Here is a 22300-nt window from a genome sequence, read left to right on the forward strand (position 1 = left end):
GAAAGGGATAATATGGATAGAGATGAATTGGTGATTCCTAAGCACATTGCTATTATTATGGATGGAAATGGACGTTGGGCTAAGGAGCGTGGAAAGATTCGGCTGGAAGGGCATAGGGCTGGGGCTAACAGTCTTGAAAAGATATTGAAATATACTGGGAGTATTGGCGTGAAATACTTGACTGTGTATGCGTTTTCGACTGAAAATTGGAAGAGGCCTAAAAAGGAAGTAAATGGACTGATGGACTTGTTTGCAAAGTATTTGGATAAAGAGAAGAAAAATTTGAAAAAACAAGGCGTTAGATTGCTTGTTACAGGGGCAAAGGAAAATATTTCACAAAAATTATTAAAGAAAATTGAAGAAACTGAAAATTATCTGGCAGATTGTGATAAGATTATTTTTAATATAGCATTTAATTATGGCGGGCGCCGAGAAATTGTTGATGCCGTGAACAAGGTTTTGCAGACTAAGTTTATGGACAAATCAGGCAGAACAGCAGAAGGGCAGTTTGATAATGAAAATAACGGGCTGAATGTTACGGAAAAAGTGGTAAATGGGTTTGTAGATAAGAAGGAAAGTTTGGAAAATATGAAAATTACGGAAGAAGAGTTTTCCAAATTCATGTACCGTCCAGAAGTTCCAGATCCAGAGCTTGTGATTAGAACAAGTGGCGAGTTTAGGATAAGTAATTTTCTGCTTTGGGAAATTGCCTATTCGGAGTTTTACATAACAGATGTTTACTGGCCTGACTTTGATGAAAAAGAATTAGATAAAGCGATTTTATCCTTTAATAAAAGGGATAGAAGATACGGAGGACTGAATGTTAAGTAGATTATTTATTATTTTGTTATTTGTACCTTTCCTTTTATGGATATTTTTAAAGGGGAATGTGATGTTTCTAGTATTTACGCTTGTAATAACTGGAATGTCACTGTTTGAATTTTATAAAATGTTAAAGGATAGAGGCTTTGAGGTGGCGAGCAGAATTGGAATGGGGCTTGGGCTGTTTTTGCCAGTTGCAATATATTTTCAGGAAAATTCAAAAAATATTTTTTCATATTTCAAATTTGCCCTTTTCAAGCAGATTAACTTTGATATGGGCGGATTTATCGTATTTGCAATAATTCTTCTGTCTCTAAGGCAGGTTTTAAAGGTGAAAATTCAAAATGCAATGGCAGAAATTTCCTATACGTTGTTTGGAATTATTTATGTGTCATATTTATTTTCACACATTTTATTGATAAAATATGAATTTTTAAATGGGAATATTCTAGTTGTAATGACATTTATGCTAATCTGGGCATGCGATATTTCTGCCTACCTTGTTGGAATGGCCATCGGCGGAAAAATATTCAAACACAGGCTCGCACCGAAAATCAGCCCGAAAAAATCAATTGAAGGTGCAATAGCAGGGATTTTGGGAGTATTTTTAGTAATTTTATCATTTGACAAAATATATTTATTTATAGCAAATTTTGTATGCGGAATCTCATTTCTCTCAAAAAGCTGTTCTGTAAATTACGATTACGTTGCCATTGGCGGCTTAAAAGCCTTTATTCTTGCACTTGCAATAGGAATCTTTGCCGAACTGGGAGATCTGGTGGAATCAAAAATAAAAAGAGAACTGGGAGTAAAGGATTCTGGGAATTTGCTTTTGGGACACGGTGGATTTTTGGATAGATTTGACAGTGCATTATTTGTATTACCAATTGTGTATTATTTTATGAAATACGTAGCATATTTATAAAATCAAGTTATTGAATAGATAAAAAAATAAAACAGAAGAAGGAGAAAAAATAAAAATGAGCATAGATAGAAATAATGAAACAGAAGTAAAAAATGAAGTGGAAAGACAATTTAATATTTTGAGCCGTGGGTGTGATGAAATAATTAATGAGAATGAATTTAAGAAAAAGTTGGAAAAATCAATTTCAACTAATACTCCGCTACGGGTTAAATTGGGGATAGATCCGACAGGTTCGGAGCTGCATTTGGGACATGCTGTACCTTTGAGAAAATTGAAGCAGTTTCAAGATTTGGGGCATGAAGTGCTGTTTTTGATTGGAACTTTTACAGGGAGAATTGGGGATCCGACAGGAAAATCTGAAACTAGGAAGATGTTGTCGGAGGAGCAAGTAAGTGAGAATATCAAAACATACTTGGAACAAGTAAAATTGATATTGGACTTGGATAAAATAAAAGTTGTCTATAATGCTGACTGGCTGGAAAAATTATCGCTTTCGGATGCTTTAAATTTACTATCGCAGTTTACTGTGTCGCAAATGATTTCTAGAGAGGATTTTTCAAAAAGACTGGCTGAAAACAAACCAGTTTCGTTAATCGAGTTTATGTATCCAATTTTACAAGGATATGATTCGGTTGAACTGAAGGCTGATGTGGAATTGGGAGCAACAGAACAAAAATTTAATTTGCTAAGAGGAAGAGATTTACAGAAAAATTTTGGACAGGAGCAGCAAGTCTGTATGATAATGCCAATTCTAGTAGGGCTTGACGGAGTGGAAAAGATGTCTAAATCACTTGGAAACTACATTGGTGTAAAAGACACTCCTAATGATATGTTTGGTAAAGTTATGTCAATTTCAGATGAACTAATGGAAAATTATTATACAATGATAACAGATGTTCCTTTTGAGAAAATTGAAGAAATCAAAGCTCAAATCGCAGATGGAAGTTTACATCCAATGGAAGCAAAAAAGCAATTAGGAGCAGAAGTTGTAAAAATTTATTACGGTGAAGAAGCAGCTAAGGAAGCAAGAGGCTGGTTTGAAAATGTATTTAGTAAAAGAAATCTTGACGTAGATTTGCCAGAAGTGGAAGTTCCTTATGGAGAAATTAATGTAATTGACTTGCTTGTAAAAGAAGCAAAATTGCTTGGAGGAACAAGTGAAGCAAGAAGGCTAATTTCACAAGGTGGATTCAAAATAAATGACGAGGCGATAAAAGATATTAAGGCAAATGTAAATGTCGAAAGAGGAATGATTATTAGGGCTGGGAAAAAGAAAATTGTGAAAGTGAAATAGTAAATTTTAAAATAAAAAATCTCTATTTAGGAATTATTTTTCTTATGTAGAGTTTTTTTTTAATAAATATTAATACTAAATCCCGTTTAGAAATAGGAATAAATTTTTATAATAAGGTTGTTTAATAGCAAATTCGTAATTATTCAATTAAATTATTTTTTAGATATTTTGATTAATAAATATTTTTTCATATTACTATGTTTTTTCTTTTTTATTTTCGTAGGATTGCTCATTGCCGCAAAACCTTATCTTGCAGTAAAGGTTTATCCTGATAATCAAAATATTTGGCAAGATTGCTACGCAATAACCTATGGCTAGTCTACGACATTTTACTGCACTGACAAAAAACTCGCTATGCTCAAACAGTTTTGCCAGCACAGAAAAATGCTCCGACGGATTATTTATGCTAGACTATGTTTGAAAAATGAAAAAAATATATGTAAACTCATTTAAAATTGAACTACTAAAATTATACAAATTTTGTATTTTTAAAAATTTGTAGTATAATCTAACAATAGCAAAACATAAATTTTTTGTTATTAATAGTTAATTCTTTTATTTTTATATTTTTTCTTTTTTTACAAAGCAAAGGGGAATAGTCGCCATGCCCTTTTATTTCGCAATATTAGTTGTTTCAATTTCTTCAAATTATAACATCTGAAGATTTTGGCGAAAGTGCTATGCACTAATCCCCGCTTGTCTAAGCATTTTTATTTGATTATAACAAATAATTTTATTAAAAAAAAAGATAGCTATATAAATAAAAAAATAATTATTCATAAAATTAGTTTTTAAATAAATAGAAAATGAGGGAAGATGAGAAATATGGAAATATACGGTATTGGGACAGATATTATTGAAATATCCCGAATTGAAAAAGCGATTAATCAGACAAGCCTTTTTAAAAGGAAAGTTTATACGGAAAAAGAAATTGAGCATATTGAAAAAAAGAAACATCCATATGCTAGTTATGCAGGGAGATTTGCTGCAAAAGAAGCAGTTTCCAAGGCGTTTGGGACTGGGGTATATGGGTTTTCGCTAAGTGATATTGAGATTTTGAATGATGAGATGGGGAAACCTTATGTAACGCTTTATAATGCGATAAAGGAGAAGGCACAGGGGCTTACAATACAGATTAGTATTTCACATAGCAGAGAATATGCGGTTAGTACGGTAATTATTTATAAAAAATAAAAAAGAAAGGTGTGAAAAAAGATGTTTTGGAGAAAAGATTTTAATATTGGGATAGAGAAAAGTAGATTTTTTGCGTTGATGATTATGCTTTTTGGTATATTTTGGATAAGTCAGATTGGTTATTCTGATGGAAATAGTCAGTCAAAGAAAGTAAAAATTGAGTACTTTGGTAGAAAAGACTGTAAAAATTGTGCAAATTTGGAGAAATTTTTGAAGGAATTATCTACTAAAAGGGATGATTTTGAATATGTGGAGCATAAAATTGACGAGAGCAAGGAGGAAAAGACATTTTTTGATGAAACTACATCGAAGTTAAAACTTGTGAAGGGGACTCCGATTATTTACATTGACGGACACATTATTCAAGGGTTTAATACAGCGGATACAACTGGGAAAGAAATTGAAAGTTTGATAAATTCTGGAAAGACAAAGGATAAAATTTTGATTTTAAAGGAATATGTGGAAAGTGGACAGACTGGAAATGTGAGCAGTAATGGTGCAGTTTGTACGGGAGATACAGTATGTGAGGTGCCGGGACTTACGAAAGGTGCTGAAAATCAGGTGCTTGTGAATATTCCGATTATTAATAAGACTGTTGATTTGACAAATTATTCGTTACTTACAATGTCAATAATTTTGGGAACAATTGATGGATTCAATCCTTGTGCTATGTGGGTTCTGGTGTTATTTTTAACGGCTTTGATTGCCGTTGGAAATAAAGTGAAAATGTTTCGTGTGGCAGGGTTGTTTATTTTTGCTGAAGCTGCGATGTACTTTTTTATTTTAAATGCGTGGATTTATGCTTGGGATTTTGTGGGACTTGACAAATGGGTAACTCCACTTGTTGGAATCGTTGGAATTATTGGTGGAATTTTCTTTATTAGAAATTACTTGAAAAAGGGCGATACGCTGGAATGTGAAGTTACAGATTTTGAACAGAGGGCAAAGATTTCTAAAAAGATAAAGGATATTGCCAACAAGCCATTTACATTACTGACAGCACTTGCAATAATTGGTTTGGCACTTTCGGTAAATGTAATAGAATTTGCCTGTTCAGTAGGAATTCCTCAAACATACACAAAAATCCTGCAAATAAACGAAGTTCCATTCTGGACAAGACAATTTTACACATTTATCTACATAATTGGCTACATGATAGATGACATAATAGTTTTCGGCTTTGCCTTAATGAGTGTAAACAAACTGCAATTAACTACAAAATATTCTAAATGGGTAAATCTGTTTGGTGGAATTTTGATGATAATTTTGGGATTCATAATGTTGATTAAGCCTAGTTTATTGATAATGTAGATAGAAAAATCAATAATTTGGTTTAAAAAATGTGAAAAATTTGTTATAATGTAAAAAGGTGAATTGACAAAATAAAAAAACAAACTTTATAAAATAAATAATAGGAGATGAGAAAATGAAAAAAAATAATAGTAAAAAAATGTTATTTATTGCTGGAATGATGATAATATCAGCAGTTGCATACGGGAAAGATGTGTTTGCAAATTATGGAACAAATTTTGGGAAAGTTAGGTTGTCGAAACTTAGCTCTCCGAATATGGAAGATGTGAAAAAAATTAATTCCAATACTTATGAATTGACAGGAAGCGGAGAATACAGAATTATGGAAGAAGGGGGAAGAAGACTTGTTGTTAATTTGAGCAATGGAACGTTGAATGGGAAGTATGATGAATTTTATGCAAATGGGAATAGATTTACGATAGGAAATTATAGAAATGGAAAAAAGGAAGGGGAATGGACAGTTTACACTGAAAATGGAAAAGTATGGAAAAAATATCAATACAAAGATGATCAGTTAAATGGGCGTTATTCTTCATATTACGGAAAAACAGGAGCTCAGGAAACAGTTGGAAATTATGAAAATGGGAAAATGACAGGAACTTGGACTGAATATTATGAAAATGGTTCAAGAAAATCACAGGGAAATTATTCAAATGGACATAAAAATGGGTTATTTTCTGAATGGAATGCAAATGGAGGTAAAAAATCTGAAATTAATTACGAAAATGATGAAATAAACGGGAAAATGAATGTTTATTACGAAAATGGAAGACTTTTGTATGAAGCAAATATGAATGGAGAAACAGGGACTGTAAAAGGATATTATACAAACGGAAGCCTTGTATTTGACGGAAGTATCAGAGGTAGAAGAAGAACAGGAACTTGGACTTATTATGATAAGGCAGGAAATCCTAGAAAAGTAAATTATTAGAAAGTTTATTGGAGTGAAAAAGGAGGGGAGAATTGTCGTATTCAGCAAATTTAAAAAGGGAAATCTTTAATTTGGAAAATTCTGATAAAGATGCTGTTTATGCAGAACTTTTTGGAATTTTTATTGCAAAGAATGTAATTACGGAAAATGGAATTTATTTTAGTACCGAAAATGTGTCGCTTGCTAAAAGAATTTATTCAAATTTACGGACAGTAACAAATATTCCAATCCAGCTAAAATATGTTATCAGCAAACGTCTGGGAATACATAAGCTCTATGAAGTGATACTTTTTCCAACTCAGCACAACCAGCAGGAATACAAATTATTTTTAAAAAAAATATACTTTCACAAAAATTTTGCTGTTGTGGAAGATGAAAAACAGTTAGCTGGCATAATTAGAGGATTTTTCCTTAGCTGTGGATATATAAAGTCTCCAGAAAAGGCGTATGCGATGGATTTTTTTGTGGATACTGAAGATTCTGCCACTTATTTGTATTACTTGTTTAAACAGATGGGGAAAAAGGTTTTTCAGACTGAGAAAAAAAATAAAAGCCTTGTTTATTTACGAAATTCAGAGGATATTCTGGATATAATTTTTTTGATTGGCGGAATAAATTCGTTTTTTGAATTCGAGGAGGTTACGATAAATAAGGAAATTCGGAATAAAATTAATAGAAATATGAACTGGGAAATTGCAAATGAAACAAAAAAATTGTCAGCTTCTGAAAAGCAGATTAATATGATAAAGGTGATTGATGAAAAAATGGGGCTTTCAGAATTAACCGATGTGCTGAGTGAAACGGCAAAACTGCGGCTGGAAAATCAGGAAATGTCTCTACAGGAACTGGCAGACTTAATGGAAATTTCCAAATCTGGAATAAAAAACCGGTTTAGACGGCTGGAAACAATTTATAAAGGACTGGTAGAAAATTAATTAAGAAAGTTAAGCTGAGGAAAAATTAATGAAATTATTGTCGATTATATATGGATTTATCGTGTTTTTACGAAATAAACTTTATGATTTGAATATTTTTAAAGAAAAAAAGGTTGATGGAGTGGAAATAATTTGCATTGGAAATATTGTGGCAGGTGGAACTGGGAAAACACCAGCTGTGCAGTATTTTGTGCAAAAATATTTAGAAAAAAATAAGAAAGTTGGAATTCTGAGTCGAGGCTACAAGGGAAAACGGGAAACTGATTTACTGCTTGTACGAGATGAAAAAAAGATTTATGCTACTTCAAAGGAATCAGGAGATGAAGCCTATTTGCATGCCTTAAATTTTCAAATTCCTGTCGTAGTCTGTAAAAATCGTTACGAAGGTGCAACTTTTTTAAAAGAAAAATGCGATGTGGAAACAATTATTATGGATGACGGCTTTCAGCATAGAAAACTGAAAAAAGATAAAAATATAATTCTAATTGACGCAACAAATCCTTTTGGGATGGACAATTACTTGCCAAAGGGACGATTGCGGGAGTCACTTGACGCTTTGAAACGGGCTGATGAAATTATTATTACAAAAAGTAACTATGCTTCGAAAGAAGAAATTGCGAAAATTAAGGAAAGACTGGCAAAATATGAAAAACCAATTTCTATTGCCACTTTTGAAGAAAGTTATTTTTACAAATTAAATTTTGAAAATAGGAAAAAGTTTGGTAAAATAAATAATGAAAACAAAATAGGAAATGAAAAATTTCTATTGGAAACTATTAAAAATAAAAATGTACTAATTTTTTCTTCAATAGCAAATCCAGCTGTATTTTATCAAACAATAAAAAAATTAAACCCAAGCAATATTGATGAAATAAAATTTACAGATCATCACGTTTACGCAAATGAAGAAATTTTGGAAATAAAGGAAAAAGCAAAAAACTATGATTATGTTTTGACAACAGAAAAGGATATTGTGAAAATTGATAAAAATATAGAAAATTTAATGATTTTGAAAATGGAATTTAAAATTGTTGAGAAAATGAAATAGAGTTATTTTTTATAAAGTGCAAATAAAACTAAAGCAGGAGGGAGGAATTAAATTTTGACTGAAAATAAAAAGCTGGAAAGTGAAAACGTATTTTTAAATACAGAAAATTTTTCACAATTTATTCTAAAATATAAAAATAATTTTGAAAAACGAAAATATTTTCAGCTTGACAAAAATTTTAAGATAACAGCTAAAGAACCATCATTTATACTAGAATTGGGATACATTTATTTTAGTGAAAACGAAAAAAATGAAAATATAAAACAAATCATAAATGAACAATTTTTGGAAACGTTTAAAGAAAAAGACAAAAAAATAGAACGGTTAAGTAAGGTTGAACTTCCAAAATTAATAGACGGATTTAGAAGAAGCATTTTTAACAAAGAAAAAATTTATGCTGTAAAATTGGGAAATGAACTGCTGTATCGGGATAAAAATAAATTTTTTGAGATTTTATACAACTATTCATTAATTTCAGCAGATACAAATAAACTTGTAAAAACTTTTTTTGCAGAAAAAATGATAGAAAAAATTGAAGCTGAAAACGGTTCGAAATTTAGCGAAATTCGTGATAAAATAGATGAGATAATAAAAAATATCATAAATTATTTCACAAAATCTGATTCAGCTTTCCTAAATTTTGAAAATGTGGAAAACTTAATCTTTTTTGTGGAAAATCAAGCTGATGAACTTTATAAAAAAATTTATGTGGAAAATTACGATAAAATTGTGGAAAAGTATAATATTCAAAATGTAAAAAAAATAGAATTTAGTAAAAATTATGATTTTGAAAATTTAAGTGGAAGTAAAAAAATATTATATAAATATATATAAAAAGAAAGGAAATAAAAAAATTATGTTGGAAATGAGATACATAAGGGAAAATGCCGATAAAGTCAGAGAATATTTAAAAAATAGAAATAGTGACTTTGATTTGGATTCATTGCTGAAATTTGATGAGGATAGAAGGAGTTTGCTTCAGGAAGTGGAAATGCTGAAGAAGGAGAGAAATGAGTCAAGTGCATTAATTGGAAAATATAAACAGGAAGGGAAGGATCCTGCTGAATTGCTTGCGAGAATGCAGACTGTCAGTGCCAAAATTAAGGAACTTGATCAAAAAGTGGCTGAAATTGATGAGAAACAGTTAGAGCTTGCTTATACGATTCCAAACAAATTAAGTGATACGACTCCAGTTGGAAAAGATGAAGATGATAATGTGGAAGTTAGAAAATGGGGAACTCCAAGAGAATTCGACTTTGAAATAAAATCTCATGATGAACTGGGAGTAGAACTTGGGATTTTGGATTTTGAAAGAGGGGCAAAACTTAGTGGTTCGAGGTTTACAGTTTATAAAAATGCAGCGGCAAGACTGGAAAGAGCATTAATTGCATTTATGATTGATGTTCATACTGGGGAACATGGATTTGAGGAAATTTTTACACCGCAGTTGGTAAAAAGAGAAATGATGGTGGGAACAGGGCAGCTTCCAAAATTTGCCGATGATGCCTATAAAATCGACGGTGAAGAGATGTACTTGATTCCAACGGCAGAAGTTACACTTACAAATTTACATAATAGCGAAATTCTGGATGAAGAGGAACTGCCTAAATATTACTGCGGATATACAGCTTGTTTCAGAAAGGAAGCAGGTTCTGGAGGACGTGACTTAAAAGGGCTTATAAGACAGCACCAGTTTAATAAAGTGGAAATGGTAAAAATTGTAAAACCCGAAACTTCTTATGATGAACTTGAAAAAATGGTAAACTGTGCGGAGAAAATATTGCAGAAATTAGAGCTGCCATATAGAGTTCTGGCACTTTGCAGTGGAGATTTAGGATTTAGTGCGGCAAAAACTTATGATTTGGAAGTTTGGGTGCCAAGTCAAGGGAAATACAGGGAAATTTCTTCCTGCTCAAATACAGAGGACTTTCAGGCTAGACGTGCAATGATTAAATACAGGGAAAAAGAAACAGGAAAGAGCCATTTTGTACATACTCTGAATGGATCAGGGCTGGCAGTGGGAAGAACATTGCTTGCCATCATGGAAAATTATCAGCAGGATGACGGAACTATAAAAGTTCCAGAAGTGTTAGTACCTTATATGGGTGGAATGACAGTTATAAAATAACAAAATCGCTATAACCGTAATTATCATATTAATCTGGTTTTTTCCTAGACTGTCAAAAACTGCTCAAGAATTAAGTTCGATAAAAATAGGTTATTTTAAGAATTTTGGGTATTTTGAAAATAATTTTGTTATTAAATGACTGAATGGAGAGGATATGGAAAAATTTGTAAAATTTTTTATAATTATGATGATTATTGTAGGTATAGCAGGAGTTCTTGAATTTAGTGGGTATTTGTACCATAATGAGATTCTGGCACAGCTGGCAGGCTATAAGACACAGGGACTTGATATTTCACATCATCAGGAAAAAGTGAACTGGACTCTTGTAGATAAAAAATATAAATTTATTATTTTGAAGGCAACAGAAGGGCAGAATTTTCTTGATACGGATTTTTTATATAACTGGAATAATTCCAGACTGAATGGTTTTGTAGTTGGAGCATATCATTTTTTTACAATGACAAGCAGTGGAGAGGCACAAGCTGATTTTTATATAAGCAAAGTTCCTGATTCCGACAAGACATTACCTCCAATTATTGATTTGGAAATATCTACAAAAAAATATAAAAAGACGGAAGTAATAAAGCATTTGAGAGATATGGTTAAAAAACTTGAAAAACATTATAGGAAAAGAGTAATCTTTTATGTGAACTACAAAACTTATAACGCATATATAAAAGGTGAATTTCTGAAAAATAGAATTTGGATTACAGACTACAAATATTTTCCTAAAATAGAAGAAGCTGACAGATGGATAATCTGGCAAGTATCAAAGCGTGGGAGAATAGAGGGGATTCCAGGATTTACAGATAAAAATGTACTTAGAAAAGGAATGACGGTAGAAGAGCTGATAAATCAAAGTAAAATAAACTAAATAAAATATATTTAAAAATCAAAATATGACTATTTAGTTACACTAATTATAAGTATTTGAGAATATATTTAAAAAAATATTTTATTTTTAATTATTATTTTTTGTTTTCTATTGATTTTTATACAAAAATTTGGTAACATATAATTAAAGAAGTTAATCTAATTAATAAATATTAGGAGGCGTAAAATGAAATATCATTTTAAAGATTTAGGATTAAGCAACACTAAAGAAATGTTTGCTAAAGCAAATAAAGAAGGTTATGCAGTACCTGCTTTTAACTTTAACAACATGGAACAATTACAAGGAATTATCGAAGCATGTGTTGAAGAAGGATCACCAGTAATTCTTCAAGTATCAACAGGTGCAAGAAAATATATTGGTAAAGAAATGTTGCCTTGGCTTGCAAAAGCTGCAACAGCTTATGTAGAAGCATCTGGATCAGACATTCCAGTAGCATTGCACTTGGATCATGGTCCAAATTTTGCTGAAGCAAAAGACTGTATCGAATACGGATTCTCTTCAGTAATGTATGATGGATCTCATCACCCATATGATGCAAATGTTGCAGAAGCAAAACAAGTTGCTGATTTCGCTCACCAACACGATGTAACAGTTGAAGCTGAATTAGGAGTTTTAGCTGGAATCGAAGACGATGTGGTAGCAGCAGAACACGTTTATACTCAACCTGATGAAGTTGAAGACTTCGTATCAAAAACAGGAGTTGATTCATTAGCAATCGCAATTGGAACTTCTCACGGAGCTCACAAATTCAAACCAGGGGACGATCCTAAATTAAGATTGGATATCTTGGCAGAAATCGAAAAAAGAATACCTGGATTCCCAATCGTATTACATGGTTCATCAGCTGTACCAAAACAATTTGTAGAAATGATTAACCAATATGGTGGAAAAATTGCTGACGCAATTGGTATCCCTGATTCAGAATTAAGAAAAGCCGCTAAATCAGCAGTAGCTAAAATTAACGTAGATACTGATGGAAGATTAGCTTTCACAGCAGGAATCAGAGAAGTATTCGCTAAAAAACCAGGAGAATTTGATCCTAGAAAATATGTAGGGCCTGCAAAAGACTACATGAAAGAATACTACAAAGATAAAATCAGAAACGTATTTGGATCAAACGGAGCTTATAAAGCTGGAGCTGCAAGATAATAACAAATAAAAAATGAAAATTAAATTTGGACTATCTCAAGTTTATCCTAAAACTTGGGATATTCCTTTTGAGTTTTACATAAATAAAATTTGTTTAAAAGAGGTGAAAATTTTTTTTTTCCTCTTTTTTTGTGGAAAAACAACAAAATAAATTTTTAAAAATTTGTGAAATGAAATATTGTTAATAAATATTTTTTCTTTTTTTAAAGCAAAGGGGAACAGTCGCCATCCCCTTTGCAAACCCGGCTTGTCTAAGAATTTTTTTGAAATGAAATTGATTGTTTGAGCTTTTTCAAAATTTTTAGACTGTAATTAATTTAAGAAATTATAATAATATTTGTTAAAAAGCGAGTTTCAATTTCATTTCAAAAAAATCACGACATTTTTAGTTTAATTAAAACAATTAATTTAACTAAAACAAAAAATAAGCAAAATTTCGTTAGAAGAAAAATAGCTGTCTGAGCTTTTGGAATAGACTTTACATAAAACAAAGTTATATAAATTGAGATAATCTATATTCAAAAGTGAGTTCTATTTTTCTTTTATAAGAAAGTTTTGCGTAAAGCGTGGGTGCAGGGAGATGGCGATTGATCTCCCTGCTTAAAATAAACTTGAACATAAATAAACTTGAGAAAAAACAGTTATTAATCATAATATATTAAAATTAAAAAAAGAGATTTAAAAAGAATAGTTTAAAAAATAATAACTTACTAAATTAAGTGATATTTTATAAAATTGCCAAAAATATTTAAAATTGAATAAATAGGAATAGAAAATAGGAGGAAAAATGGACAGACAGAATAATACGACAAAATATATATTTGTTACAGGTGGAGTTGTTTCATCACTTGGAAAAGGGATTGTAGCTTCTTCTTTAGGGAGATTACTTAAAGAGAGAGGCTATAAGGTTACAATTCAAAAGTTTGATCCATATATAAATGTGGATCCAGGAACTATGAGTCCTTATCAGCATGGAGAAGTTTTTGTTACAGAGGACGGAGCAGAAACTGACTTGGATTTGGGGCATTATGAGAGATTTATCAATGAGAATCTGACAAAGTATAATAATTTGACTACTGGGAAAATTATGTCGAAGATTATTGCGAAAGAGCGTCATGGAGAATTCTTGGGAGGAACTGTGCAAACTGTGCCTCACATGACAGATGAAATTAAGTACAATGTTATAAAAGCGGCTGAGGAAAATAATTCGGATATTGTAATTACTGAGATTGGCGGGACAATTGGGGATATTGAAAGTGATCCGTTTATCGAGGCAATTCGTCAGTTGAAAAGAGAAGTTGGCAGAGAGAACATTGCCTATATTCACGTAACGTTATTGCCTTATTTGAAAGCTGCTGGAGAATTGAAAACAAAACCTACACAGCACAGTGTAAAAATGCTTCAAGGACTTGGAATCTCGCCAGATGTGATTGTAGTGAGAAGTGAACATCCTGTTGATGAAAATATTAAGAAAAAAATCTCACTTTTCTGTGATATTGATGAAGAGGCGGTTATTGAATCACTTGACGCAAAAAGCCTTTATGAAATACCACTAACTATGGAAAAATTGGGACTTGCCGATGTAATTTGTAAACATTTTAAAATAAAAAATGAAAAACCGTTATTAACAGAATGGACTAAAATGGTGGAAAAATTCAAAAATCCTAAAAGACTTGTAAAAGTGGCAATTGTTGGGAAATATATTGAATTAAAGGATGCTTATATCAGTATTCACGAATCAATCGAGCATGCTGGATTTAATCTTGATACAAAAGTTGAGATTGACTATTTTAAGGCTGGTGAATTTGATGTGAAAAAACTAGCTGATTATGATGGAATTTTAGTGCCGGGAGGATTTGGTGACAGAGGAGTGGATGGAAAAGTTGAAGCGATTAAATTTGCAAGAGAAAACAATATTCCATTTTTTGGAATCTGTCTTGGAATGCAAATGGCTTGTGTGGAATTTGCAAGAAACGTGCTTGGCTACAAAGGTGCAACTTCAACAGAATTTGAAAAGGACACTCCATATCCGATCATAAGCCTGATGGAAGAACAAAAAGGGCTAAAAGACATGGGAGGAACAATGCGTCTTGGAGCATATCCATGTGTGTTAAAAGACGATAGTTTAGCTGCAAGTGTTTACGGAAGAACTGAAATTGCTGAAAGACATAGACATAGATACGAATTTAATAATGCTTATAGAGAAGAATTTGAAAAAAATGGAATGGATATTGTAGGATTATCTCCAGATGGAAATTATGTGGAAGTAATTGAAATAAAAGATCATCCATATTTTATAGCATCACAATATCATCCAGAATTCAAAAGCCGTCCAAATCGTCCACATCCATTGTTCACAGGATGGATAAAAGCGGCATTAAAAAAACGAAGTGAAAAATAATGAATAAGTATTGATTGAAAAATAATTTAAGCAGGAGAACTTTATTAATTAGGAGTTTTTCTGCTTTTTTTGTAAATTAAAAAAAGACAATCTTAAAAATAAGAAAGTCTTTTTATTTTTTAGTTTAATAAAACATATTTTCTATAACAAATCTATAAAAAACAATATTTTTATTTCACTTAATTACTACAATTTATTAGTCTCTGATAGTTGCTAATAATTCTCCTAAAACTTCAACTGCTTGATCAGCGTCAGGCCCTTCAGCGTGAACTGTAACTTGCGAACCATTTTTGATTCCAATTGATAATAGTTTCAATAAAGATTTTCCGTTTACTTTTTTCCCTTCATTTTCAACTTCTACTGTACTTTCGAATTCTTTTGCTTTAGCAACAAATACTCCACCTGGTCTTGTATGTAATCCTGTAGGATTTGTCATAGTAACTGTTTTACTTGCCATTTATTTATCCTCCTTAATTATATCTCTACTTTAATTTTACAACAGTTTTTGGTATTTGTCAATAAGGGGGAAAAACATTTTTTCTGTTGGTAAATCAAACAATATTTTTTATTTTCAAAAAGTTTATTGAACTTCGATTAATAGAGAATGAAAGTTTGTGTAAATTACATTTCCTGGCTTACTGTTTTTAATTTTTTTTACAAATTTTCTTTCGCAGTAGTCAACAGTGACTTTATCGCCTTTTTTTGCTTTAGAATGTTCACAGGCTAGGTTTGCTGCGTGTAGAAGCACATCATTTGGAAGTTCCTGATTATTTCGTAAAATAAGTACGTGGCTTCCAGGAATGTCCTTTATGTGCATCCAGATGTCATTGGGCTGTCCTTTGAAAAAGGATATTTCCTCATTTTCCTTATTATTTCTTCCAACGAAAATTTGAAAGCCATTATAGTTAAATGATAGTAATTCACGTTTTTTCGGTTTGTTCAATTTGATTTTATTTTTCGATTTATTTCCGTTATTTGCTAAATTCAGTTCATTTTCAATTTCTTCAATTCCAATAAAATCATTTTCCTTTTCGATAAACATTTTTATTTCTTCAAAATATCTTATTTCATTCTGAATGTCTAAAAATCTTGAATTTAAGGCTGAAATAGTCCGTTTTCCTTTATTATACTTATTGTAATAAAAATTCAAATTATCATTTGGAGATAAAAGCGGATCCAGATTTATCATAACTTCCTGATTGTTATAAAAATCAAAAACTGTAACTTTTTTCATTCCATATTTTATCTGGTGCATATTTGCTGCCAAAATATCCCCAATATTTTTATAATTTTCAAAATTTTCATTTTTTTTCAAATCAACTTTTATATTTTTCTCAATTTTTTTGAATTTTTTTATTTGAGAATCAACATATTTTAGCAGGTTTTTCTTTTTCTCACTAATAACATTTGAAGTAATAGTCGTTTTAAAATAGGCATTTAAGCCATCATTTAAGGTTTCAAAATATTTTCTTCCATTTTTATTTTCACTTTCTAAATTTTTATTTTCCTTTTGACTAAATTCAGAAAATTCATTGTAGGTTAGCACTTTCTGGATTTTTCCACGATTTAAGATTTCGTACATTACTGGTTTGTAGCTGGATAAATATTTTTTGAAAGTATCATAATCCTGCGAACATTCCAGTGCAAAGGCACGCCCCACACCTTCAATTTTTTCCATAAAAGTTTCTGTTTCAAATGGAAAATTTTCAGCTTCCAGATATATAGGCGAAATCTTTTTTTCCTCAAATGGCAACGTATATTTCGCACCAGTCATAATAACACGGTTCCCAACATCAATCGAAGTAAAATAAAGTGCAGACAAAATTTTATCTTTGCTAGTCAGAAAAATATTGCTTGCTTTTCCCATAATCTCGATAATCAATGTATATTTTTCCACATCTCCAAACTGATTTAACTTCTCAAAGTCAAAATAGACAATCCTGTCAAAGCCTTCTTGCCTAATATTTATCAAAATTGAATTTTGCAGATGTTTTTTTAATGATAATAAAAATTTTGACTGAAAATCAGTATTTGGATCTTTTTCATCCTTTAAGTAAAAAATCGTTGAATTGTCCTTTACTTGAAAAATCAAATTATTTTTTCCAAAAAAGAGTGAAAATGAAACTCTGTCATATTGAAAAATCTTTGTCAACTTATACCGTAATATTTTTTCTTTTATTTCTTTTATCAAAAATGAAATCCCAATTCCATCTAAATAAAGCATATTTCACTCCCTTTCTACAACTTTTAAAGCGTATTTTTCCTAACCATAATATTTTCTGCATCCTCAATATTTAAAACTTTTTCATCCCCATCAACTATCAAAGTTATTAAATATTTATCGATATTTAAAATTTTTATAAGTGATTTTATCATAACGCCTTTTTCGTTTAAGTATTTTCTAATTGCGGTACTTCCTTTGATTGAAGAAACTTGGACTAAATCATCTTTTTCAAAATTTAAGATTGATTCAGGCTGAATGTCCTTTTTAACTTTATCCAGATTTTTTACGATTGTTTCAAAAACTTCGATAAATGTGTCCAGTTTTTTTTGTGGAATATCGTCTGTTATTTTTTCAAGAATGTTTGAGTGAAAATTTCCGTGATAGTTTAATGCAACTTTTCCTTTTTGGGTTAGTTTTACAAAAACTTTGCGTCTGTCGATATCCGACCGGGAGCGTTCCAGAAATTGCTTGTCAGTTAGCTTGTTTACGGCGACTGAGGCTGTTCCCATTGTAATGCCCAGTTTGTCAGATAATTCATTCATTGTGATTTCGCTTTCTCCGATAGCTTCAATAATGTGAAGTTCAGATGTAGTCAAACATTTAATTACCTGATTTAAATTTATTTCTTCAATTTTGTAATATGTTTTATAAAATTTGTCTAATAGATTTTCAATTTTTTCATACATTTTAATTTTTCCTTTCTTACTTTATTTATTTTTTCATACTTTTACATTCAATCCCTTTTAATATCGAATAGATAAACTAAATAACTTTAGGATTTGAGTAATGTAGATATAATTTTTTGAGTTCAATTTAAGATACTATTATATTATTTTAGGGAATCTATTTTTTCCTTATAATTTCCGCTAAAAATGTAAGAACCTGCAACAAGAACATTTGCTCCAGCCTCTTTTACCAGCTTAGCAGTTTTGTCATTTATTCCGCCATCCACTTCAATATCAATGTTTTTGTTAATTTTTCGCAAATCTTTTATTTTCTGAATCATTTCAGGAATGAATTTCTGCCCGCCAAAACCGGGATTCACAGTCATAATTAGAACCATATCAATGTTATCCAGGTCATATTTTATAACATCCAGCGGAGTAGAAGGATTTAATGCGACTCCTACTTTTTTTTCAAAAGATTTTATTAGCTGAATCGTTCTGTTCAAGTGCTTTGTAGCTTCAGCATGGACTGTGATTATGTCTGAAAATTCGGCAAAATCTTTTATTAAATAGTTTGGCTCGTTTACCATTAGATGTACATCAAACACAAGGTTGCTATGTTTTCGTAAAGATGAAATGACAGGGGCTCCAAAGCTGATATTTGGGACAAAATTTCCATCCATAACATCTAAATGCAAATATTCTGCTCCAAGTTTTTCTACTTCTGTGATTTCTTCCTTCAATTTACTAAAGTCTGCAGCAAGCAGTGAAGGTGCTATTATAATTTTTTTATTCATAAAAAATCAACTCTTTTCTTTAATTAAATATATTAAATATTCTAAAATTAAGCGTCAGGTTTAGGTATATTTTAAAAACCGTATATTTTCAAGCGAGTATAAATAAAAATCATATCGTTCTTTTGAAATGTTGCCATTTTCCACATTTTCCTTTATTGCACAATTTGGCTCATTTACGTGAATACAGTCCCGAAATTTACAATCGGGAATAAATTCCAGAAATTCTGGGAATAATTTTTCCAGTTCCTTTTTTTCTTCCAGTTTTGGAAAATCAAGCGTTGAAAATCCCGGTGTGTCTATTATGTATGAATGTGGAGCTGACATAAAGAATCGGCTTTCTATTGTAGTGTGTCGCCCCTTTTTAGTTTTTTCACTAATATCGTTTGTAGTCAATATCTCTTCACCAATCAAAGTGTTAATAAGTGTAGATTTTCCAGCTCCCGATGGCCCCGAAATTACAACGGACTTTTCGTTTATATATTGCTTTAATTCTGCAAGTCCAGTATTTGTTTGTGTAGAAATTGGAAAAATGGAAATTATATCTCTAAAAATTTTGCTAAATTTAGTTAAAAATTCTTCTAATTCTTCTTCTGAAACCAAATCAATCTTGGATAAGATTAATACAACTGGAATATTTTGAGAATTTGCGTTTAAAAGCATTTTCTGAAAATTTGTAAAATCAAAATTTGGGCTTTTTATTGCAAATAGAATACCGATAAAATCAATATTTGCAATAAGTGGACGATACAAAAAGTTCTTCCTTTTTTCAATTTTTTCAATAACTCTTTCCTTTGCGTCAAATTCCACGCAGTCCCCAATAATACAGTTCATTTTGTCATTTTTTACTTTTAATGTTCCACGTAATTTACATTCATAAATATTTTCTTCGCTTAAATTCTTGGAATTTTCATCCAAAACATAATAAAATCCTTTTATTTTTCTAATAACTTTTCCTTTAATAAAAATATTTGGGAGAAATTTTAAAATAAAAATTCAAAATAACTCCCATCTCCTTTCTAAATTTTTTTCTATTTTAGCTATTCGCCACCATTATCTCCACCGCTGGAATCATTATTATTTCCGCCACCTTGTGTGTTGTTACGTGGAGGAGATTGTGTATTTCCATTATTCTTCTGTTCAGAACCTTGCTGATCTATTTTGTTAATTGTGTTATCAATGATTTTCTCAATTTCCTGATTATCTATTTCTTCTTGAGACTGGTTGATAATTTCCTCAGTTGATTTTTCACGTTTTTTCGGAGCAGCTCCAGTATTTAACACAATTGATACCTTCTGTCCTCTCTGAATCTTCGTTCCAGCCGCAGGATCTGTAGAAATAATAGTATTTACAGGCAATGTTGGATCGCTTGTACGTGAAATATTTCCAATGTCAAGCCCAATCTGTTTTAACAACTCTCTTGCATCATTCAAGTCAAGCCCTGTTATATTCGGCATAACTGACGGATCTACCATTTGCTGTGAAGAAACCAGTATTGAAATTTTTTGGTTAATCTCAAGTTTTGTACCCGGTTTTGGATAAACTCCTAAAATTGTGTTATATTTTTGGTTAGACGGATAATAGTCAATCGTTTCAATCTGAATATTTTGCCCTTTTAACCGAGATCTTGCTTCAAGTAGCTCCAATCCAATAATATTAGGGACTTTTACATCTTCCCCATTATTTACCCAGATTCTTATAACTCTGTTTACCTTTACTTCCTTGCCTGGACGTGGATCCTGATTATAAACCGTATCCAGCGGTACTTTTTCTGTCTTGGAATTAATAACTTTGACTTTTAACCCAGCTTTTTTCAAATATTTTACAGCATCCTTCTTGTCAAGATTCATAACATCAGGAATAACTGTAAGCCTAGTGTTAAAAAAATGACGTTCAAAAACATCTTTTCCAAATCTTATTAATGCCACTAAACAAAGCAGTACAATAATAGTTCTAAAAAATTTTCCATAATTAAATTTATATCTTGTGGCCATTTTTCACCTCGTTATTTTTATTGTTAATTCTTTACTTTATATAATATCATAAATATTGAAAAAATGATATAAATTTATTTTTTCAACACACAGCAGATATTTTATTTATACTAAACCCCATTTAAATAACAAATTTATTACAAACTTTTTTAATAAAAAATAAAAAAGTTGAATGATTATGAATTAGCTATTGAACAACCCTATTATAAAAATTTATTCCCATTTTTAAACGGGGTTTTAGTATAAATTAAAAAGACTGTAATTGTAAAACTGGTTACTCTTTCTTCAGTAAGAGAAGAAAAAATATAATAAATGACAATTATCTATTAAAATTTTTGAAATAAAAATAAAAACCCTCATTTACTTTTAATATATGTATGTTATACTTATATAAAAGGTAGAAAATTTTAAAAATAATAAATAAAAATTATGGAGGGAAAGATGAAAAAGATAGTAATTGCACTTTTTTCACTTATGAGTATTCTTTCATTTGGTGTGAATGAGAATATTGTGAGAAAAATTAGTGTTACGGGGAATGCAGAGAGGGAAGTTATGCCAGATTTAGCGAAGATTAATTTTAAGATTGAGAAGAAGGGGAGTAACTTGAGTCAGACAACTAATGAGGTTAATAAGAAGATTGAGAAGTTCAAGAGCGAATTGAGGGCTAGGAGAATATCGCTTGAGAATTTGGAAACAAAGGCGTTTTACAATAGGAAAGGAAGCGAATATCAAGATGATGAAGATATTCTGGATGTGAAAACTGTTCCAAATAAGACTGTCAAAAAGACTGATAAAAAGCCGACTTCTTATGATGTGACAATGTTAATGCTGGTAAAAAATACAGATTTTAACAAAATTTCAGCATTGATTGACTTGGAAGATGGAAATAATTTGCAAAGTATTCAGAAAAATTTTGATGAAAATACATTTGCATTTAATATAAGTGAAAATGGGGTAACGGTTGATCAGGCCTTGAATAAAGTATTTAATAAACTTAATATTTCCAGAAGAAAATTGACAGCGGCAGGAATTCCTGAAAGCGATATTGTTTTGAGCGATTATACAATACGGGAAAATTATACAGAAAATAAGAGTACAAAAAAAGATGTTTATTATGTTACAAATGAGTTTGTACTTACAACAAAAAATATAAAGGAACTTAACACAATAATTTCAATTGCTGATGACAATGGGATAAATATAAACGGTTCAATTAATTTTGATTTGTCAGATAAGGACAGAATTGAGTCAGAAATGTACAAAGATGCCTATAATCAGACAAAACAGAAGGCGGAAAGCATTTTACGTTCCAGCAAGATGAAACTGGGAACACCGATTATTGTGAGCGAAGATGTGGAATTTCAGCAAAAAATGATTGACAGAATTGATCAGGACTGGGAAGTGAAATATGAAGCGGCAGCGGCTCCTATTGCACTTGAAACTTCGGATAGGCTTTATAATAGTAAAAGTTATGTTAAAGAAACTAGAAGTAGAAACTCAAGAGTTGACTATACTCCAAAACCGCTAAAACTTGTGCAAAATATATCAGTTATGTATGAAATGAAATAACAAAAATAGTATAACTTTATA

At 30.8% G+C, this 22300-nt stretch carries 21 protein-coding genes; 14 read left to right on the plus strand and 7 right to left on the minus strand.

Annotated features, from left to right (window positions below; translation table 11 throughout):
- Nucleotides 1-12 precede the first annotated feature (12 nt).
- Genes uppS through tyrS form a run of 3 tightly spaced genes read left to right on the plus strand, consistent with a single transcriptional unit; the run spans nt 13 to nt 3041 of the window.
- On the plus strand, nt 13-831 hold the full coding sequence (uppS, locus tag K324_RS0106450; protein WP_026748441.1) for a polyprenyl diphosphate synthase: 819 nt from the start codon (nt 13-15) through the stop codon (nt 829-831).
- Nucleotides 821-1747, plus strand: coding sequence for a phosphatidate cytidylyltransferase (locus K324_RS0106455; protein ID WP_026748442.1), 927 nt, complete (start codon nt 821-823; stop codon nt 1745-1747). The genes uppS and K324_RS0106455 overlap by 11 nt, the downstream gene beginning before the upstream one ends.
- A 55-nt stretch (nt 1748-1802) precedes the next feature.
- Nucleotides 1803-3041, plus strand: a complete 1239-nt coding sequence (gene tyrS / locus K324_RS0106460; protein WP_026748443.1) for a tyrosine--tRNA ligase — start codon at nt 1803-1805, stop codon at nt 3039-3041.
- Between the two features lie 195 nt (nt 3042-3236).
- On the opposite strand, the gene K324_RS15985 is transcribed toward tyrS, so the two are convergent.
- Nucleotides 3237-3419: a hypothetical protein gene (locus tag K324_RS15985; RefSeq protein WP_084533577.1), complete on the minus strand. Its 183-nt coding sequence runs from the start codon at nt 3417-3419 to the stop codon at nt 3237-3239.
- Nucleotides 3420-3866: 447 nt separating this feature from the next.
- Between K324_RS15985 and acpS the strand changes: the two genes are divergently transcribed.
- The 10 genes from acpS (at nt 3867) to pyrG (ending at nt 15033) form a co-directional block, all read left to right on the plus strand.
- On the plus strand, nt 3867-4235 hold the full coding sequence (gene acpS / locus K324_RS0106465) for a holo-ACP synthase (RefSeq protein ID WP_026748444.1): 369 nt from the start codon (nt 3867-3869) through the stop codon (nt 4233-4235).
- A gap of 21 nt (nt 4236-4256) precedes the next feature.
- On the plus strand, nt 4257-5546 hold the full coding sequence (locus tag K324_RS0106470; protein WP_026748445.1) for a glutaredoxin family protein: 1290 nt from the start codon (nt 4257-4259) through the stop codon (nt 5544-5546).
- A 115-nt stretch (nt 5547-5661) separates the two neighbouring features.
- Nucleotides 5662-6477: a toxin-antitoxin system YwqK family antitoxin gene (locus K324_RS0106475; protein ID WP_026748446.1), complete on the plus strand. Its 816-nt coding sequence runs from the start codon at nt 5662-5664 to the stop codon at nt 6475-6477.
- A gap of 32 nt (nt 6478-6509) precedes the next feature.
- The gene (gene whiA / locus K324_RS0106480) at nt 6510-7412 is read left to right on the plus strand and encodes a DNA-binding protein WhiA (RefSeq protein WP_026748447.1); all 903 of its coding nucleotides are present in this window, start codon (nt 6510-6512) and stop codon (nt 7410-7412) included.
- 28 nt (nt 7413-7440) lie between these two features.
- Complete coding sequence (lpxK, locus tag K324_RS0106485) at nt 7441-8460, plus strand: tetraacyldisaccharide 4'-kinase (RefSeq protein WP_026748448.1); 1020 nt, start codon at nt 7441-7443, stop codon at nt 8458-8460.
- A 54-nt stretch (nt 8461-8514) separates the two neighbouring features.
- The gene (locus K324_RS0106490; RefSeq protein ID WP_026748449.1) at nt 8515-9294 is read left to right on the plus strand and encodes a hypothetical protein; all 780 of its coding nucleotides are present in this window, start codon (nt 8515-8517) and stop codon (nt 9292-9294) included.
- 22 nt (nt 9295-9316) lie between these two features.
- Nucleotides 9317-10588, plus strand: a complete 1272-nt coding sequence (gene serS, locus K324_RS0106495; RefSeq protein WP_026748450.1) for a serine--tRNA ligase — start codon at nt 9317-9319, stop codon at nt 10586-10588.
- Nucleotides 10589-10742: 154 nt separating this feature from the next.
- A complete protein-coding gene (locus K324_RS0106500; RefSeq protein WP_026748451.1) occupies nt 10743-11462 on the plus strand; it encodes a GH25 family lysozyme in 720 nt (239 codons plus the stop codon).
- Between the two features lie 186 nt (nt 11463-11648).
- Complete coding sequence (locus tag K324_RS0106505) at nt 11649-12632, plus strand: class II fructose-bisphosphate aldolase (RefSeq protein ID WP_026748452.1); 984 nt, start codon at nt 11649-11651, stop codon at nt 12630-12632.
- Between the two features lie 787 nt (nt 12633-13419).
- Entirely contained in the window at nt 13420-15033 is a 1614-nt protein-coding gene (gene pyrG / locus K324_RS0106510) for a CTP synthase (protein WP_026748453.1), read from the plus strand.
- A 196-nt stretch (nt 15034-15229) separates the two neighbouring features.
- Here pyrG and K324_RS0106515 read toward each other — a convergent pair whose 3' ends face one another.
- From K324_RS0106515 to K324_RS0106540, 6 genes are all read right to left on the minus strand, one after another.
- Nucleotides 15230-15490 (minus strand): HPr family phosphocarrier protein, encoded by a 261-nt coding sequence (locus K324_RS0106515; protein ID WP_026748454.1) that lies wholly within the window; start codon nt 15488-15490, stop codon nt 15230-15232.
- A 123-nt stretch (nt 15491-15613) separates the two neighbouring features.
- Nucleotides 15614-17257: an Rqc2 family fibronectin-binding protein gene (locus K324_RS0106520; protein WP_026748455.1), complete on the minus strand. Its 1644-nt coding sequence runs from the start codon at nt 17255-17257 to the stop codon at nt 15614-15616.
- Nucleotides 17258-17280: 23 nt separating this feature from the next.
- A complete protein-coding gene (locus K324_RS0106525; RefSeq protein WP_026748456.1) occupies nt 17281-17943 on the minus strand; it encodes a MarR family winged helix-turn-helix transcriptional regulator in 663 nt (220 codons plus the stop codon).
- A gap of 143 nt (nt 17944-18086) precedes the next feature.
- The gene (gene rpe / locus K324_RS0106530) at nt 18087-18719 is read right to left on the minus strand and encodes a ribulose-phosphate 3-epimerase (protein ID WP_026748457.1); all 633 of its coding nucleotides are present in this window, start codon (nt 18717-18719) and stop codon (nt 18087-18089) included.
- Between the two features lie 60 nt (nt 18720-18779).
- Nucleotides 18780-19634 carry a ribosome small subunit-dependent GTPase A gene (gene rsgA, locus K324_RS0106535; protein ID WP_248615367.1) on the minus strand — a complete coding sequence of 285 codons (855 nt, stop codon included), beginning with the start codon at nt 19632-19634 and terminating at the stop codon, nt 18780-18782.
- A gap of 122 nt (nt 19635-19756) precedes the next feature.
- A complete protein-coding gene (locus K324_RS0106540; protein WP_026748459.1) occupies nt 19757-20710 on the minus strand; it encodes a PASTA domain-containing protein in 954 nt (317 codons plus the stop codon).
- Between the two features lie 441 nt (nt 20711-21151).
- Here K324_RS0106540 and K324_RS0106545 point away from each other — a divergent pair, with 441 nt between their 5' ends.
- On the plus strand, nt 21152-22279 hold the full coding sequence (locus K324_RS0106545; protein ID WP_026748460.1) for an SIMPL domain-containing protein: 1128 nt from the start codon (nt 21152-21154) through the stop codon (nt 22277-22279).
- Nucleotides 22280-22300: the final 21 nt, after the last annotated feature.

The organism is Leptotrichia trevisanii DSM 22070, from assembly GCF_000482505.1.
GTDB classification, from domain to species: Bacteria; Fusobacteriota; Fusobacteriia; order Fusobacteriales; family Leptotrichiaceae; genus Leptotrichia; species Leptotrichia trevisanii.